The organism is Nocardioides baekrokdamisoli, assembly GCF_003945325.1.
GTDB classification, from domain to species: Bacteria; Actinomycetota; Actinomycetes; order Propionibacteriales; family Nocardioidaceae; genus Nocardioides; species Nocardioides baekrokdamisoli.
In genome coordinates this window covers 2,579,178-2,595,522 of record NZ_AP019307.1, presented here as the reverse complement: position 1 = coordinate 2,595,522, position 16,345 = coordinate 2,579,178, and the positions used below count along the sequence as shown (strand labels likewise).

The window sequence follows — 16,345 nt, the reverse complement described above, 5'->3', positions numbered from 1 at the left end:
TTGGCTCGCAGGGGTCGTCATTAGGGTGGGTGCGTGGCTTACCTCGACAGCGCCTCGGCTGAACCGCTGCATCCCGCGGCGCGCGAGGTGCTGCTGGCAGCGTACGAGCGCGGTTTCGCCGACCCCCGACGCCTGCACGGACCCGGCCGCGACGCACGGTTGCTGCTCGACAACTCGCGCGCTGTGATCGCCGAATGCCTGGACGTACGCCCTGATGAGGTGGTGCTCACGACCTCGGGCACCGAGGCGATCCAGCTGGCGATCACCGGCGCGCTTGCCGCGAATCCGGGAGCCTCGACGTGGGCGGCCCCGATCGAGCACGCTGCCGTGTACGGGGCCCTCCCCGAGGCAACGGAGATCCCGGTCGACGGGGCGGGGCACATCGATCTGGCGTCCGTGCCTGCGACAGCTGGAGTGGTCGCGGCGCAGACCGCGAATCACGAGATCGGCACCACCCAGGACGTCGACTCGCTGCCTGCCGGTCCCGCAGTGATCGTCGACGCCTGCGCATCGATGGGCCGTCTGCCACTCCCCTCCCGCGGCGACCTGATCGCCGGCTCCGCGCACAAGTGGGGCGGCCCCGGGGGCGTCGGCGTACTGATCGTGCGGAAGGGCACTCGATGGATCGAGCCGCCCCACGCCTTCACGAACATCCCGGGCGCCCTCGCTGCTGCTGCAGCGCTGCAGGCAGTCGTCGCGGAGCGGGACGAGACCAACGCCCGCCAGTTCGCGCTGATCGACAGGATCCGCGCTTCGGTCGCGCAGATCGAGGACGTCGACGTGATCGGTGACCCCGTCAACCGCCTCCCTCACCTGGTCACGTTCTCGTGTCTCTACGTGGACGGCGAGGCGCTGGTCACCGAACTCGACAAGGCGGGATTCGGGATCGCGAGCGGGTCGGCCTGCGCGGTCGACACCCGGGAGCCGTCGCGCGTACTCGCTGCGATCGGCGCCCTCACCCACGGCAACGTCCGACTGTCGCTCACCCGCGAGACGACCGAGGCCGACGTCGACCAATTCCTGGCCGTACTCCCGGGCATCGTCGAGAAGCTTCGGGCCGAGGTGGCCTGGTGAGGGTCCTGGACTGCCGTGGCCGTCCCTGTCCGCAGCCGATCATCGACTTGGCACGAGCCTTCAAGTCACTTGCGATCGGCGACGAGCTCGGCGTCGAGTCCGACGACCCTGCGGCCCGCCACGACGTCCCGGCATGGTGCCGGATGCGGGGGCAGGAGTACGTACGAGAGGGGCGCGCCGACGACGGCACGCCCCTCTATGTCGTACGAAGGATCAGTTGAGCTCACTCAACTGATCCGACGCGTGCGATCGCAAGGCGCCGGAGGGAAGCGGGCCTTGCGGGCCCGCGACCGAAGAGCAACGAAGCGAGCGCTCCGTCCGATTAGTTGAGCCTGGCGGCGACTGCGTCGGCGGCCTGGTCGCCGTACGCGCCGCGCAGGCGGGAGATGAACTCCTCGTTGGTGAACGAGTACTCCTGGGTACCGACGCTCTCGACGACGAAGGCGGCGATGGTGCAGCCCACCTGAGCGGCCGCGGCAAGGTCGAAGCCCCAGCCGAGCGCGGCCAGGAAGCCGGCACGGAAGGAGTCGCCTGCGCCAGTCGGCTCGATCGCCTTCACGTCGGGAAGCGCCGTCACCTTGATCGGCGCCGCGCCCTTGGCCTGGATGAGTACGCCATCGCCGCCGAGCGTGGTGACCTGCAGGTCGACCCGGTCCAGGATCTCCTCGGCGCTCCAGCCGGTCTTGTCGCTGATGATGTGCGACTCGTACTCGTTGGAGAACAGGATCGCGGCACCGTCGACCAACGAGCGGATGAGGTCACCGTCGGCGAAGGAGAGCTGCTGGCTCGGGTCGGCGTAGAACTTCCAGCCCCGCTGGCGGCACTCCTCGGTGTGCCGCTTCATCGCGACCGGGTTGTCGGCACCGATCAGGACGGCCTCGGGGGCGTCATCGATCCCACCGATCTCGATCAGGCCCGCTTCGTCCATCGCTCCCGGGTAGAAGCTGGCGATCTGCGACATGGAGTTGTCGGTCGTACACACGAAGCGAGCCGTGTGCGCGGTCTCGGAGAGGCGTACGTGCGTGCAGTCGACGCCGTGGCGCGTCAGCCACGACTCGTACTCCGCGAAGTCCTTGCCGGCCGCACCGACCAGGACCGGGCTGGCGCCCAGGCGGGCGAGGCCGAAGCAGATGTTCGGTGCGACGCCTCCGCGGCGTACGTCCAGCCCAGTGACGAGGAAGCTCACGCTGAGCTTCTCGAGCTGGTCGGCGACGAGCGAATCGGCGAACCGACCCTCGTAGTTCATCAGATGGTCAGTGGCGATCGAACCAGCGATCAGAAGGCGTCCGGACACGACACGAAAGACTACTGGTCGGTAGGGGTTTCGCTACTCATCAGTAGTACCTAGCGTCGTAGACATGCAGGATGCCTACGAAGACCCCGCCACGCCCGAAGAGATGGTCGCAGACTGCGCGTCGGCCAGTTCACGACTCAACCTGCGCACGATCGCGCGCGACGCGTTCCGCATTCCCGCGGCTCGGGTCGAGGGCGTGACGTACGCGGCGGCCAACAAGTTCGCCGAATTGCTGCACCTGGACTGAACAGAGGAAGGGTGTCGCCAACCACACGGCGTCACCGCACATGGCAAAGGGTCGGCCCCCTCGGGGACCGACCCTTTGTCGTTGTCTGAGTGAGAACTCAGTGGAACGAGTCACCACACGCGCAGCTGCCCGACGCGTTCGGGTTGTCGATCGTGAAGCCCTGCTTCTCGATGGTGTCGACGAAGTCGATCGTCGCGCCGTTGAGGTACGGAGCGCTCATCCGGTCCACGACGACACCGACGCCGTCGAAGTCGACCAGCACGTCGCCGTCAAGGCTGCGCTCGTCGAAGAACAACTGGTAGCGCAGGCCCGAGCAACCGCCCGGCTGCACGGAGATCCGCAGGTTCAGGTCATCGCGACCCTCCTGCTCCAGCAGGCTCTTGATCTTGGCGGCAGCAATGTCCGACAGGTTGATCTGGTCGGTGCGGGTGCCGAGGGCCACCGCAACCGGACCCGAGGCGGTCGGTGCAGCTGCACCCTCGCCAGTAGAACCGTGGCTGTGACCGCCACCGCAGCATGCGTCGCCCATGAGGACCTCCAAAGTCAGAAACATCGTCGTGCGATAGGTCCAAGTCTCGCACACGGATGGTTATTCCCCGCGTCGACGCGAGACCGCCGGGCGACGTCGTACGGCCCCGCCTAGGATCGATCTGTGACGACTGTGGACCTGCCCCTGCTCCCCCTCGGACGCGGTGTCGACCTGAACTCCGAGCGCGGCGTCGAGTGCCCCGGAGATCTGCCTCCGGCCTCCGACCCCGACCTGGTGGCTCGCGCCACCGCTGCCAAGGCGGCGCTGGGCGACAAGGTCTTCATCCTCGGGCACCACTACCAGCGCGACGAAGTGATCCAGTTCGCCGACGTCACCGGCGACTCGTTCAAGCTCGCCCGTGACGCTGCGGCTCGCCCCGACGCGGAGTACATCGTGTTCTGCGGCGTGCATTTCATGGCGGAGTCGGCCGACATCCTCACCACAGACGACCAGGCGGTCGTACTCCCCGATCTCGCAGCCGGGTGCTCGATGGCCGACATGGCTGTACTCGGTCAGGTCGAAGCCGCCTGGAAGGCCCTCGAGGACGCCGGCGTCGCGGATCAGGTCGTGCCGGTGACGTACATGAACTCGAGCGCCGACATCAAGGCGTTCTGCGGTCGCCACGGCGGCGTCGTGTGTACGTCCTCCAACGCGCAGACGGTCATGGAGTGGGCCTTCGAGCGTGGGTCGAAGGTGCTGTTCCTCCCCGACCAGCACCTCGGCCGCAACACCGCGGTCCTCAAACTCGGCATCCCGCTGGACAAGAACGTCGTCTGGAACCCCCGCAAACCCAACGGCGGCCTGACTGCTGAGGAGATCCAGGACGCCACGGTGATCCTGTGGCAGGGCCACTGCTCGGTGCACGGCCGCTTCTCCCCCGACACGGTCGACGCGCTGCGGGCCGAGATCCCCGGGATCAACATCCTGGTGCACCCCGAGTGCCAGCACGAGGTCGTACTCAAGGCCGATCTCGTCGGGTCGACGGAGTTCATCATCCAGACCATCGAGGCGGCTCCGGCCGGCTCCGCGTGGGCGATCGGCACGGAACTCAACCTCGTCAAGCGGCTCGCGGCAGCCCACCCGGACAAGCGGGTCATGTTCCTCGACAAGACCGTCTGCTACTGCTCGACCATGAACCGGATCGACCTCCCGCACCTGGTGTGGACGTTGGAGTCACTGGCCGCAGGCCATCTGGTCAACCAGATCACGGTCGATGCGCAGACCGCCGCCGATGCACAGACCGCGCTGCAGCGGATGCTCGATCTGCCCGGGAAGACCGAGCGTGACTGATCACCTCGACCCCTGCCCGCAGTGCGCCAGCGAATACACCTACCCGTTGGGCGACCTGATGGTCTGCCCCGAGTGCGCGCACGAGTGGTCGCCGTCCGAGACTGCTGAAGCGGAAGCTTCCGCGGCCGATGCCGCCGTGATCAAGGACGTCAACGGCACGCCGTTGGCTGACGGCGACGACGTGGTGATCGCGAAGGACCTCAAGGTCAAGGGCGCCGGCGGCGGCACGATCAAGGTCGGTACGAAGGTGCGCGGGATCCGGCTTCAGCAGGGCGTCGGCGACCACGACATCGACGCGACCGTCGACGGCTTCGGCCGCATGCAACTCAAGTCGTCGGTGGTCCGGAAGGCCTGACCCTTTCGGCGTCAGGTCGGGAGGCGTACGGCAATGGTCGTGCTCCCGGGCGCCGAGGCGAGCGTGACGGTGCCGCCGTGCGCCGTGACGATCGCGTGCACCAGGGACAGGCCGAGGCCCGTACCTCCCGCGCGATTGCGTGCCTCGTCACCGCGTACGAACCGCTCGAACGCCCGACTCGCGAGGTCCGGCGGGAACCCGGGACCGTCGTCGTGCACGTCGAAACCGTCGCGACGTACCCGGACGGTGACATTGCTGCCCTCCGGCGTGTAGCGCGTCGCGTTGGACAACAGATTCGTGACGACCTGGTGGAGCCGCTGATCGTCGCCGAGGACGAGGACGGGGTCGTCGGATTCCGAGGTGAGAGTCCATTTGCGATCCGGGTCTACGACCCTGGCGTCAGAGACCGCCTCCACCAGCAACGCCGACAGATCCACCGACTCGCGCTGCAGGGGACGACCGGCGTCGAGACGTGCCAGGAGGAGCAGGTCCTCGACCAACCTGGTCATCCGGGCGGATTCGTCGCGCACCTTGGTCCACGCCACCTCGACCGCGGGCTTGTCCTCAGGGTGCGCCTGCGCGAGTTCGGCATAGCCGGCGATCGTGGTCAGAGGCGTACGCAGCTCGTGGGAGGCATCGGCGACGAACTGGCGGACCTGCTGCTCGCTGCGATGGCGGACCGCGAGTGAAGTCTCCACGTGGTCCAGCAACGTGTTGAGGGCGGAGCCGACGTCACCGACCTCGGTGCCGGACTCTGAAATATCAGAGGGCACTCGGGCGATCTCGACCACATCGCCCTTCGCCAGCGGCAGTCGGGCGGCTGTGTGCGCGGTGGCCGCCACCTCGCGCAGCGGCCTGAGTTGGCGACGCACCAGTACGGAACCGGCCGCGCCCGCAATCACCACACCAAAGGCCGTGAGCATGAGTTCCCACGTGATCAGATTCCGCATCGTGGCGTTGACCTCGGTCAGTGGCAGGCCTCCGACCACCATCCCGACTGATGTCGAACCGTCAGTCAGCGTGATCGGACCGATCGTTGCGACGACGCGGTAGGTACCCACCCCCGGGACCTCGACATTGCGCGCCCTACCGTCGGTCGGCACGTGTTGGAGCGTGTTGAGCGCTGCGGCGCTCAGTGGGGCACCCTGCCGCTGGTCGCTGAAAATGCTTCCTGCGGCCCTGAAGGTCGGAGGGCTGCCCGGCTGCGGAAAACCTGCCTGCAGCGCGCCAGGGGGACGGTTACGAGGCTCGTACGGCCCGAGGTTGCTGATCGACCGGACCTCGCCGTCCAATCGCGTGACCAGCGACGAGTGAATCGCGACGGCCGTGACGGTCCCGATCAGGACACTGACCGCTGCCACCAAGCCAACGGCTGTCAGAACGAGGCGTCGGGCCAGGGACGACGGAAGCCGAAGCCACGAGCGAAGATCGGGACGCTTCACGTCGCCGGCTTCAGGACGTACCCGGCTCCCCGCACGGTATGGATCATCGGGTCGCGGCCGACATCGACCTTCTTGCGCAGGTAGGAGATGTACAGCTCGACGACGTTGGCCTGGCCACCGAAGTCGTAGTTCCAGACCCGGTCGAGGATCTGGGCCTTGCTCAGGACACGGCGTTCGTTGCGCATCAGATAGCGCAGCAACTCGTACTCCGTGTTGGTCAACGAGATCTCCTCGCCGGCACGAGACACCTCGTGGCTGTCCTCATCCAGCTCCAGGTCGCCCACGACCAGAACCGGGCGCTCCTCGGCGCGGCGCGCGCCCATCCGACGCATGAGTGCCCGGAGTCTCGCGACGACCTCTTCGAGCGAGAACGGCTTGGTGACGTAGTCGTCGCCGCCGGCCGTGAGCCCGGCGATGCGGTCCTCGACGGCATCACGGGCGGTGAGGAACACGACCGGGACATCGGGGTTGGAGGTACGGATGCGGCGCAGGACCTCCAGGCCGTCCATGTCCGGGAGCATGACGTCCAGCACGACCGCGTCGGGGTCGGTGTCCTTCGCCGCCTGAACCGCCTTGGTTCCGTTCAGGGCAGTGGTGACGTGCCAGCCCTCGTACCGCAGAGCCATCGACACCAGTTCCGCGATGTTGGCCTCGTCGTCGACGACCAGAACCCGCAGCGGGGTGCCGTCAGCTCGAGTGAGATCCCCAGCAACTGTGCTCATGGGTTCAGCATGCCCGCGATTGCTATCGGTTTCCTGTGTGTCGCCTGTTTCTGTGAAAGGACTCACTTGTCGTCAGCCGCCGAGGCTGCGGCGCGTACCACCGCCGAATCCGGTGCCGCCCAAACCGCCGCCAGGGGCACGCGTGTGCATCTTCGGCATCCTCACGGCATGACACTGGCCCCCTCGTCTGAGGGGGCCAGATGTTCAGGCTGTCAGGAGACCGTGGTTACTTCTCGGTCGTCTCCGTGGACTCAGCGGTGATGATCGGCTGCTCGAGCGCCGGCGTCGCCTGCGGCGCAGCGATGCCCTTGAGCGCGGCCAACTCGGCCTCGACGTCGGATCCGGCGCTGAGCTCGGCCAACTGGCGGGCGATGTCGTCGCCCGGCTTGGCGGTCAGGTCGTCGAGGCCGCCGGAGGCGAGCAACTCGTCGACCGCACCGGCACGCGCCTGCAGCGTGCGGGTCTTCTCCTCGGCACGCTCGATCGCCATCCCGACGTCGCCCATCTTGTCGCCGATCCCGGCGACCGCGTCCTGGATCTTCACCTGCGCCTCGGCGGCGGTGTAGTTGGCCTTGATCGTTTCCTTCTTGGTACGGAAGGCCTCGACCTTGGCAGTCAACTGCTGCTGAGCGAGGACGAGCTTCTCCTCGTCGGCCTGCAGAGACGCCAGTTGGGTGTCCAACTCGGTGATCTGGCCGGTGATGCCAGCCTTGCGCGTCAGCGCCTCCCGAGCGAGGTCCTCGCGGCCGAGGTCGATCGCCTTCTTGGCCTGGTCCTGCAGGGTGTTCTGCTGAGCCTGCAGTTGCTGGATCTGCAGCTCGACGCGCTTGCGGCTGGTGGCCACGTCAGCCACGCCGCGGCGTACCTGCGTGAGCATCTCGCGCTGCTTCTCGTAGCTGTAGTCGAGGATCTTGCGCGGGTCCTCGGCCTTGTCGAGCGCCTTGCTCGCGTTGGACGCAAAAATCAGCTTCGTACGCTGCCACAGGCTGGCCATCTGTACCTCTTCCCAGGATTTGGTCGATCTCACCCTACGCGGCCGCGAAAGCGCCGGGGAGAGGTGTCGCCACTCGATCGCCTACGCTGGCCCCGTGTTCGGTCGTCAGAAGCCTCCAACCGTTGAATCCGCCTCCAGCAAGGAGGGCGGCAAGGGGCACGCCACCCCGACGCGCAAGCAGGCCGAGGCGGCAGCGAAGGCCCGCGCGAAGGCCCCCCGCTCCCGTGGCGAGAAGATGCGTGCCGACCGATTGAAGGCTCAGGCTGCTGTCCGTTCGGGTGACGAGCGGTTCCTCGCTGAGCGCGACCGCGGTCCGGTCCGGAAGTTCCTGCGCGACTTCATCGACAGCAAGGTCAACATCGGCGAGATCCTGCTCCCGTGTCTCGTCCTGGCCGTCGCACTGAACTTCTTCGCCAACCGCTCGGTGATCACGTTCGCGATGCTCTTCACCCTCGTGTTGGCGCTGATGGCGGCGATGAGCCTGTGGGGCTTGCGCATCGCGGTGCGCCGCGAATTGAAGCAACGCTTCCCCGGCGTATCCCCCAAGGGACACGTCTACTACGCGCTGATGCGCTCCACGCAGATGCGCCTGATGCGCTACCCGAAGCCGCAGGTCAAGGTCGGCACCAAGCTTCCGGAGAGCTACAAGTAGGTCGACGAGGCCCCTCTCAGAGATCGAGCACGTTCTCCAGGCCGACCGTGAGGCCGCGGAGCGTACGCACTCCCTTGATGCCGGCGATGGCGCCCGGGGCGAAGCCTGACCGATCCATCGAGTCGTGGCGGATCGTCAGGGTCTCCCCGACGCTGCCGAAGATGACTTCCTGGTGGGCCACGAGGCCGCGTACGCGCAACGAGTGCACCGGTACCCCCTCCACCTTGGCGCCGCGTGCGCCCTCCAGGGCCACCGACGTGGCGTCCGGAGCGTTCGGCGTACCTGCCGCCAGCCGGGCGGCCGCGATGAGTTCGGCGGTACGGGCCGAGGTGCCGGACGGTGCATCGGCCTTGGTCGGGTGGTGCAACTCGATGATCTCCACCGATTCGAAGTACGGAGCGGCCTTGGCGGCGAACTGCATCATCAGGATCGCGCCGATGGAGAAGTTCGGGCAGATGAGTACGCCCGTGGCCGGGGCCTCGCCGAGCCAGGCCCGGATCTGCTCCAGGCGGGCGTCGTCGAAGCCTGTCGTGCCCACCACAGCGTGAATGCCGTGCTTGACTGCGAATTCGAGGTTGCCCATCACCGCGTCGGGACTGGTGACGTCCACGATCACCTCGGCGCCCGCCGCAGTGATCGCCTGGAGGTCATCGCCGAAGTCGACCTCGGCCACGACATCGATCTCGCCGGACGCCTTGAAACCCGCCACAAGAGCCGAACCGAGCTTGCCGCGAGCACCGCACACCGCCACCTTGATCACGGCACCAATCTAGTGGCGCACACTCCGCGCGTACCGAAGTCGGTAGGGGGTGGACTGTGACCCACATCAATCTGGAACACTTGCGCCCATGGTCGTTCAGCAGATTCCTGCACGCATCCGATGGGCCGTTGACCTCATCGATGTGCAGCCGACCGACCACATCCTCGAAATCGGGTGTGGAGCGGGCGAAGGCGCGGAGTTGCTGTGCCGTCCTCTGACCACCGGCAAGGTGTTCGCGATCGATCGTTCCGAGGCCGGCGTCGACCGTACGAAGAAGCGTTGCGCGCCCTATGTGGCCGCAGGTCGCCTCACGGTCCGCCAGATCGACCTCGCCACGCTGCGCGTCCCGGTCAAGCGACTCAACAAGGTGTTCGCGTTCAACGTGAACCTGTTCTGGTCGCGCGACTGCAGTGACGAGATCGCGCTGCTGCACGAGCGCGTACTCCCCGGCGGCACCGTCAACATCTTCTACGAAGCGACTCGCCGCGACATGGTGCCTGAAATGGTCGAGAAGACCGGTCGGGCACTCTCCGAAGCCGGATTCCGGGTTTCGGTGATCGACAGCCGCCAGCCGGCGGCGGTCGCCCTCATCGGCCGCCGCTGACGCCGAACCGTCACTTTCGGCGGGCCGAACCGGCACATTTGGCGCGACGAACCGTCGGTAGCGGCTGACGATCTGTCACCACCGCCGATTGTCGTAGCTCTCGCCGATCATCGCGCGCAACTGCCTGACCCAGGTGTCGATCCGATCCGCACCAAAATCGCCAGCCCGGATGGCGATCGTCCGCCATCCATGCGCCCTCAACCATGCCCGCCTCGCAGCGTCGTACGCGGCACTCTGCGGACCGTGCGCCGCGGCGCCGTCGTACTCGATGCAGATCCGCAAGCGCTCGTAGGCGAAGTCCAGACGGAAGCGACCATTGCCGACCCACACCTGCGGCGTCGGCGGAGGTAGCCCGGCGTCGTGGAGCGCGAGCCACAGCCACGCCTCCCGGGGTGACTCGAGTCGCGGTTCGATCAGCGGTAGCAGTTGCCGCAGTTGCACAACGCCGCGGCGCCCCGCGAACCGCGGCAGTTCCCGATCAAACGCCAGACGTCCGGACGGGACCAAGCGGGCAAGATCGTTGAGCGCTGCGTACGCCTCTCGGCGCCTGAGCCGGCAGCCAAGATCCAGGCCCGTACGCATGGGCGTCGTCACCAGAACCCCGGCAAGCTCCTGGAGGTCGCGGCGCACGAGATCGCGCTCGCCCGAATCGAGGCCCGTGCGACGAGTCCGCTGGTCGCCGCGCACCGCGCAGACCTCGACCGGGGGCAGGACATCATGTTCACCCCAGGTCAAGGCATCGACACCGTGCAGCCAGGCAGCGGTGCGATCGACCACGATCTGGCGGGGGCCGAGGACGCGTGCGCATGCCGCCGCGCGTAGCTCAAGACTGTCCGGCACGGATGAGTCCACGTACGCGCCGCGCAAGATCCGCCGCAGTTCCCCGCGCTCCAGCAGCGTACGAATGTGTCTGGGCCGCAGCCCCCGTTGGCGCAATTCGGCCGGAGTCAGGATCTCGATGTCCACCCCGTGATGCTGAACCGACATCATCAGTCTCGGGGCGGCTCGTCGTGGGCCTGTGGACAACAGGGCGTCCCTGGCTCGCTGTGGACCAGAAGTGACAGTTCGGCCCGCCCAAGGTGACGGTTCGAGCCGCCAAAAGTGACGGTTCGGCGAGCTCAGGGGCCGACGATCGCGAGGATCTCTGGGCCGCCATACAGACGAGCCACCTCGCGGCACTCCTCGAGCGTCACTGCGTCCATCCGATGCAGGACGTCGTCGATCGTGAGCATCTGGTCATGGACCAGTTCAGCCTTGCCGAGACGTGACATCCGCGATGCGGAGTCCTCGAGGCCGAGCACAACTCCCCCTGCGAGTTGCCCCTTGGCCAGCCGGAGTTCATCCGCGGTGATGCCGTGGGCAGCGAGCTTGGCCAGTTCGGCGCGTACGGTCGCCAGCGTCTCCTCGGTCTTCTCCGGCAGACAGCCGACGGCGACGCCGATGACACCGGTGTCGGCATGGCCGCTGACGAACGAGTACACCGAGTACGCCAGCCCGCGCTTCTCGCGGACTTCCTGGAACAGGCGTGAGGACGTGCCGCCGCCCAGAGTGGCATTGACGATGCTGAGGGCGAACCGTCGCTCGTCGTCGCGCCCGAATCCGGGAACCCCGAGGACCACGTTGGCCTGCTCAAAGGCCCGAGTCTCGGTGACGGTTCCGGAGGCGACCGGCAGGGGCGTACCAGCCCGGGGCGCAATCGGGTCCGCGACAGTGTCGAGGAACCCCTGGCGCCCGAAGGCTGCTTCGACCTGGCGTACGACCTCGTCGTGATCCAGATTGCCAGCAGCCGCGACAACCATGTTCTCAGGGCGGTAGCGGGCTCGGTAGAAGTCCGCGATCGTCTCGCGCGACATCCCGCGGATCGAGTCGAACGTGCCGGCGATCCCGCGGCCCAGCGGCGTGTCAGCCCCGTACGCCTGCGCCGCAAAGAGGTTGTGGACGACGTCATCGGCATCGTCGTCGTGCATCGCGATCTCGTCGAGGATGACCTCGCGCTCGGCCTCGACGTCGTCGGAGGTGATGAGCGAAGAACTGATCATGTCGCCGAGGACATCGATCGCCATCGGGAGATCGCGATCGAGGATCCGCGCGTGGAAGACCGTGTATTCCTTGGCCGTGTAGGCGTTGAACTCACCGCCGACCGAGTCGAGCGCGACCGAGATGTCCAGGGCCGTACGCGACGGAGTGCCCTTGAAGAGCAGGTGCTCCAGGAAGTGTGAACAGCCGTGCTGTTCGGGGGTCTCGTCGCGGGATCCGACGCCCACCCATACGCCAACAGCGGCCGAGCGTACGCCCGACATCTGCTCCGTCACGACCCGAAGGCCGCTGGGGAGCAGAGTCCGACGTACGCCCGGCTCGATCTCTTGTGCTGTGCTCAAATCAGGCGAGGATCACTCAGCGTCAGCGGCGGCGTCAGCCTCCACCGAACCCTCGTCCTCGACCACCGGGGCGAGCGAGAGCTTGCCGCGGTCGTCGATCTCGACGATCTCGACCTGGATCTTCTGACCGACCTCGACGACGTCCTCGACGTTGTCGATGCGCTTGCCACCGTTGAGGGCCTTGAGCCGGGTGATGTGCACCAGGCCGTCCTTGCCCGGGAGCAGCGAGACGAAGGCACCGAAGTTGGTGGTCTTCACGACAGTGCCCAGGTAGCGCTCGCCGATCTCCGGCATGGTCGGGTTGGCAATCGCGTTGACCGCGGAGCGAGCGGCCTCGGCCGCCTCGCCGTTGGTCGCACCGATGTAGACCGTGCCGTCGTCCTCGATCGACAGGGTCGCGCCCGTGTCGTCCTGGATCTGGTTGATGACCGCGCCCTTCGGGCCGATGACCGCACCGATCTTGTCGACCGGGATCTTCACCGTGATGATGCGCGGCGCGTGCACCGACATCTCCGACGGGGCCGTGATGGCCTCGGCCATCACGTCGAGGATCGCAAGACGCGCGTCCTTGGCCTGGTTCAGGGCGGCACCCAGAACTGACGCCGGGATGCCGTCGAGCTTGGTGTCGAGCTGCAGTGCAGTGACGAACTCGGAGGTACCGGCGACCTTGAAGTCCATGTCGCCGAACGCGTCCTCGGCACCGAGGATGTCGGTGAGCGCGACGTACTGAGTCTGGCCGTCGACCTCGCCCGAGATCAGGCCCATCGCGATGCCGGCGACCGCAGCCTTCAGCGGAACGCCCGCCTCGAGGAGCGACAGCGTGCTGGCGCAGACCGAACCCATCGAGGTGGAGCCGTTGGAGCCCATCGCCTCGGAGAGCTGACGGATCGCGTACGGGAACTCTTCACGCGACGGCAGCACCGGCAGGAGCGCGCGACGGGCGAGCGCACCGTGACCGATCTCGCGACGCTTCGGCGAACCGACGCGACCGGTCTCACCGGTGGAGAACGGCGGGAAGATGTACTTGTGCATGTAGCGCCGGTGCTTCTCCGGCGACAGGGTGTCGAGCTGCTGCTCCATCTTGAGCATGTCGAGAGTGGTGACGCCCAGGATCTGGGTCTCGCCGCGCTCGAACAGCGCCGAACCGTGCACCCGCGGGATCACCGAGACCTCGGCGTGCAGCGGGCGGATGTCGGCCAGACCGCGGCCGTCGATGCGGACCTTGTCACGCAGGACCTGCGTACGGATGGCCTGCTTGGTGACCGACTTGAACGCCGCACCGATCTCGCCCTCGCGACCCTCGAAGTCAGCGCCGATCTTGTCGAGCAGCGCGGCCTTGATGTCGTCGCCCTTGGCCTCGCGGGCCAACTTGTCGAGCCCGTTCGATGCGCTGTAGAGCGCGCGGACATCGTCACCGACGGCGGCGTCAACGGCGGCATAGACGTCGTCCTGGTAGTCCAGGAAGACCTTGAACTCGCCGACCGGCTTCGCCGCCTGCTTGGCGAGCTCGGCCTGGGCCTCACAGAGCTGCTTGATGAACGGCTTCGAGGCGTCCAGACCGGCGGCGACGATCGCCTCGGTCGGGGCCTGCGCGCCGCCCTGGATGAGGTCCCACGCCTGCTCGGGCGCCTCGGCCTCGACCATCATGATCGCGACGTCACCGGTCTCGGTGACACGACCGGCGACGACCATGTCGAAGACGGCGTCCTCAAGCTGGCTGTGCGTCGGGAAGGCAACCCACTGACCCTCGATGAGGGCAACGCGGGTGGCACCGACCGGGCCGGAGAACGGAAGGCCGGCGAGTTGGGTGGAGGCCGACGCGGCGTTGATCGCGAGCACGTCGTACGGCTGGTTCGGGTCGAGCGCCATCACGGTGATGACGACCTGGACCTCGTTGCGCAGGCCCTTGACGAAGGTCGGGCGCAGCGGACGGTCGATGAGGCGGCAGGTGAGGATCGCGTCCTCGCCGGGGCGACCCTCGGAGCGGAAGAACGAGCCCGGGATCTTGCCGGCGGCGTACATACGCTCTTCGACGTCGATCGTGAGTGGGAAGAAGTCGAAGTGGTCCTTCGGCTGCTTCGAGGCGGTGGTGGCCGACAGCAGCATGGTCTCGTCGTCCAGGTAGGCCGTTACGGACCCGGCAGCCTGCCGGGCCAGGAGGCCCGTCTCGAACTTGACGGTGCGCTTGCCGAACTTGCCGTTGTCCAGAACGGTCTCAACGGCAGAAATGACAGGTTCAGTCACAAATATCTCTTTTATTCAGGTTGCGGGGCGCCCTGCCCCGAAAACGGATCATTGAATCGCTGCCCAGCGTAACCGCAGCCGCCGACAAAAGCAGAACGGGCAGGCCCCGAAGGGACTGCCCGTTCTGCGCGAAGTTCAGCAAGCGACGATCAACGACGCAGACCGAGGCGCTCGATGATCGAGCGGTAGCGGCTGATGTCGGTCTTCTGCAAGTAGTTGAGCAGGCGACGGCGCTGGCCGACGAGGAGCAGCAGGCCACGACGGCTGTGGTGGTCGTGCTTGTGCTGCTTGAGGTGGTCGGTGAGGTGCGAGATGCGGTGCGACAGCAGCGCGATCTGGACCTCCGGCGAACCGGTGTCACCCTCGACGGTGGCGTACTCAGCGATGATCTTCTTCTTGGTCTCCGCGTCAGTTCCAACAGACATGCGGGGCTCCTTCCGGTCCTAGTTGCGCGGCGCGCCCGGGCTTGTTCTCCGGGGCACTGGGTTCCGCGGCCGTTCGACGGCGCGCTGCTCAGACGAGCAACTGGGCTAGGTTACGCCACATGCCGCAGGCCGCGAAAATCGCAGCAGCTGCCCGGAGCAGCGTCATCCCGCTGGGGGTGTACGCGTTCAGCCGGCTCGTCGACACGCTGATCCTGTTCGGCCTCCGGAGCAAGCAGACGACCGACCCGAACTACTTCGCCGGCGGCACCGTGCCGGTCCAACTGCAGCCGCGGACGTACGGTCACATCATCTCCAACTGGGACGGCCAGTGGTACCGCTCCATCGCGCAGCACTGGTATCCGAGCACGTTGCCGACCAACCCCGACGGATCCGTCTCCCAGAACGCCTGGGCCTTCTACCCCGGCTTCCCCACGCTGTGCCGCGGACTCATGCATCTGGGCCTGTCGTACGAGGCCAGCGCCGGCCTGATCAGCATCGTGGCCGGCGGGATCGGATGCTGGCTGCTCTATCTGCTGGTCCGGGTCTCGGGGTCGCGCTTCACCGCGGCGATGGCTGTGGTCGGGTTCTGCTTCTTCCCGGCGGCTGTCCTGCTCCAGGCCGCGTACACCGAATCCCTGGCGTTCGCCCTGATCATGGGAGCACTGCTCTCACTCAACAAGCGCCGGTACGGCTGGTTCATGGTCTGCACTCTCGCGCTGTCCCTCACCCGGCCGGTGGCCCTGCCTCTGGCCGCGGTCGCCGGCCTGCACTGGCTGGTCCGTTGGATGAGGCGTGACACCGAGCCGTTCGAGTTCGAGGATCGGGTCACCGAGGGCGCCGCGACCTTGATGGCCGTTGCCTCCTTCGGCGTGTGGCCGATGATCGCCGCGGCCGTCACAGGCCGTCTCAATGCGTACTGGGCCACCGCGAACACGTGGGCGCTCGACGGCCACTGGGTCTCCTGGCTGAGCGAGACAGCCCGGGTCGGCGGCCAGGGAGTCCTCACGTTCACCCTGGTCGCAGCGTTCGCCGCGATCGTGATCGTCACCCAGAGGTCCGCGCGAGCCTGGCCGACCGAACTGCGTACCTGGTCGGCGGCGTACGTGCTGTATCTGCTGGCCACCACCCGCGCAACCCCGAGCATCACCCGCTACCTCCTGCTCGCGGTCGTGCCGTGGTGGCCGCTGCCCGAGGTCAGCGAACGCCGCCTTCCTGTCTCCGCCCAGGTGGCGATCGCGCTCGCGTTCGCCACGGCGGGGACGATGCTGCAGTACGCCTGGACGGGAACGAACTTCATCGTCGGCCCGGACGCCCGCACTTACCCGTAGATTGCAT

Annotated in this window: 18 protein-coding genes; 8 read left to right on the top strand and 10 right to left on the bottom strand. The window is 67.1% G+C overall.

Annotation, left to right across the window (positions count from 1 at the left end):
- Window positions 1-33 precede the first annotated feature (33 nt).
- Both KCTC_RS12695 and KCTC_RS14850 read left to right on the top strand, forming a co-directional pair.
- A complete protein-coding gene (locus KCTC_RS12695) occupies window positions 34-1,074 on the top strand; it encodes a cysteine desulfurase family protein (protein WP_179951404.1) in 1,041 nt (346 codons plus the stop codon).
- The gene (locus KCTC_RS14850) at window positions 1,071-1,295 is read left to right on the top strand and encodes a sulfurtransferase TusA family protein (RefSeq protein ID WP_231998730.1); all 225 of its coding nucleotides are present in this window, start codon (window positions 1,071-1,073) and stop codon (window positions 1,293-1,295) included. Before KCTC_RS12695 ends, KCTC_RS14850 begins: the two co-directional genes overlap by 4 nt.
- Window positions 1,296-1,396: 101 nt before the next feature.
- Here KCTC_RS14850 and KCTC_RS12690 read toward each other — a convergent pair whose 3' ends face one another.
- Window positions 1,397-2,368, bottom strand: a complete 972-nt coding sequence (locus tag KCTC_RS12690; protein ID WP_231998729.1) for a carbohydrate kinase family protein — start codon at window positions 2,366-2,368, stop codon at window positions 1,397-1,399.
- 64 nt (window positions 2,369-2,432) lie between these two features.
- Here KCTC_RS12690 and KCTC_RS12685 point away from each other — a divergent pair, with 64 nt between their 5' ends.
- Entirely contained in the window at window positions 2,433-2,615 is a 183-nt protein-coding gene (locus KCTC_RS12685) for a hypothetical protein (RefSeq protein ID WP_125569602.1), read from the top strand.
- A 97-nt stretch (window positions 2,616-2,712) separates the two neighbouring features.
- Here the strand turns inward: KCTC_RS12685 and erpA are convergent, their stop codons facing one another.
- Window positions 2,713-3,057 carry an iron-sulfur cluster insertion protein ErpA gene (erpA, locus tag KCTC_RS12680; RefSeq protein ID WP_125570170.1) on the bottom strand — a complete coding sequence of 115 codons (345 nt, stop codon included), beginning with the start codon at window positions 3,055-3,057 and terminating at the stop codon, window positions 2,713-2,715.
- A gap of 210 nt (window positions 3,058-3,267) precedes the next feature.
- On the opposite strand from erpA, the gene nadA reads away from it, so the two are divergent.
- Entirely contained in the window at window positions 3,268-4,434 is a 1,167-nt protein-coding gene (gene nadA, locus KCTC_RS12675; protein WP_125569601.1) for a quinolinate synthase NadA, read from the top strand.
- A complete protein-coding gene (locus tag KCTC_RS12670) occupies window positions 4,427-4,789 on the top strand; it encodes a zinc ribbon domain-containing protein YjdM (protein WP_269461430.1) in 363 nt (120 codons plus the stop codon). Before nadA ends, KCTC_RS12670 begins: the two co-directional genes overlap by 8 nt.
- Window positions 4,790-4,800: 11 nt before the next feature.
- Here KCTC_RS12670 and KCTC_RS12665 read toward each other — a convergent pair whose 3' ends face one another.
- From KCTC_RS12665 to KCTC_RS12655, 3 genes are all read right to left on the bottom strand, one after another.
- Entirely contained in the window at window positions 4,801-6,150 is a 1,350-nt protein-coding gene (locus KCTC_RS12665) for a sensor histidine kinase (RefSeq protein WP_231998728.1), read from the bottom strand.
- A gap of 77 nt (window positions 6,151-6,227) precedes the next feature.
- The gene (locus KCTC_RS12660; RefSeq protein WP_125569598.1) at window positions 6,228-6,953 is read right to left on the bottom strand and encodes a response regulator transcription factor; all 726 of its coding nucleotides are present in this window, start codon (window positions 6,951-6,953) and stop codon (window positions 6,228-6,230) included.
- A 226-nt stretch (window positions 6,954-7,179) separates the two neighbouring features.
- Window positions 7,180-7,947, bottom strand: a complete 768-nt coding sequence (locus KCTC_RS12655) for a PspA/IM30 family protein (protein ID WP_125569597.1) — start codon at window positions 7,945-7,947, stop codon at window positions 7,180-7,182.
- 94 nt (window positions 7,948-8,041) lie between these two features.
- Here KCTC_RS12655 and KCTC_RS12650 point away from each other — a divergent pair, with 94 nt between their 5' ends.
- Entirely contained in the window at window positions 8,042-8,599 is a 558-nt protein-coding gene (locus KCTC_RS12650) for a DUF3043 domain-containing protein (protein ID WP_164512591.1), read from the top strand.
- Between the two features lie 16 nt (window positions 8,600-8,615).
- Here KCTC_RS12650 and dapB read toward each other — a convergent pair whose 3' ends face one another.
- Window positions 8,616-9,359, bottom strand: coding sequence for a 4-hydroxy-tetrahydrodipicolinate reductase (gene dapB / locus KCTC_RS12645; RefSeq protein WP_197715196.1), 744 nt, complete (start codon window positions 9,357-9,359; stop codon window positions 8,616-8,618).
- Window positions 9,360-9,447: 88 nt separating this feature from the next.
- Between dapB and KCTC_RS12640 the strand changes: the two genes are divergently transcribed.
- Window positions 9,448-9,963: a class I SAM-dependent methyltransferase gene (locus KCTC_RS12640; RefSeq protein ID WP_125569595.1), complete on the top strand. Its 516-nt coding sequence runs from the start codon at window positions 9,448-9,450 to the stop codon at window positions 9,961-9,963.
- Window positions 9,964-10,038: 75 nt separating this feature from the next.
- On the opposite strand, the gene KCTC_RS12635 is transcribed toward KCTC_RS12640, so the two are convergent.
- The 4 genes from KCTC_RS12635 to rpsO all read right to left on the bottom strand — a co-directional run bounded on the left by KCTC_RS12635 (window position 10,039) and on the right by rpsO (window position 15,010).
- Window positions 10,039-10,929, bottom strand: a complete 891-nt coding sequence (locus KCTC_RS12635; RefSeq protein ID WP_164512590.1) for a DUF559 domain-containing protein — start codon at window positions 10,927-10,929, stop codon at window positions 10,039-10,041.
- Window positions 10,930-11,081: 152 nt separating this feature from the next.
- The gene (locus KCTC_RS12630; RefSeq protein WP_231998727.1) at window positions 11,082-12,341 is read right to left on the bottom strand and encodes a M16 family metallopeptidase; all 1,260 of its coding nucleotides are present in this window, start codon (window positions 12,339-12,341) and stop codon (window positions 11,082-11,084) included.
- Between the two features lie 12 nt (window positions 12,342-12,353).
- Entirely contained in the window at window positions 12,354-14,585 is a 2,232-nt protein-coding gene (locus KCTC_RS12625; protein WP_125569593.1) for a polyribonucleotide nucleotidyltransferase, read from the bottom strand.
- 149 nt (window positions 14,586-14,734) lie between these two features.
- Window positions 14,735-15,010 carry a 30S ribosomal protein S15 gene (gene rpsO / locus KCTC_RS12620; RefSeq protein ID WP_125569592.1) on the bottom strand — a complete coding sequence of 92 codons (276 nt, stop codon included), beginning with the start codon at window positions 15,008-15,010 and terminating at the stop codon, window positions 14,735-14,737.
- Between the two features lie 119 nt (window positions 15,011-15,129).
- Here rpsO and KCTC_RS12615 point away from each other — a divergent pair, with 119 nt between their 5' ends.
- Window positions 15,130-16,338, top strand: a complete 1,209-nt coding sequence (locus KCTC_RS12615; protein ID WP_125569591.1) for a hypothetical protein — start codon at window positions 15,130-15,132, stop codon at window positions 16,336-16,338.
- Window positions 16,339-16,345: the final 7 nt, after the last annotated feature.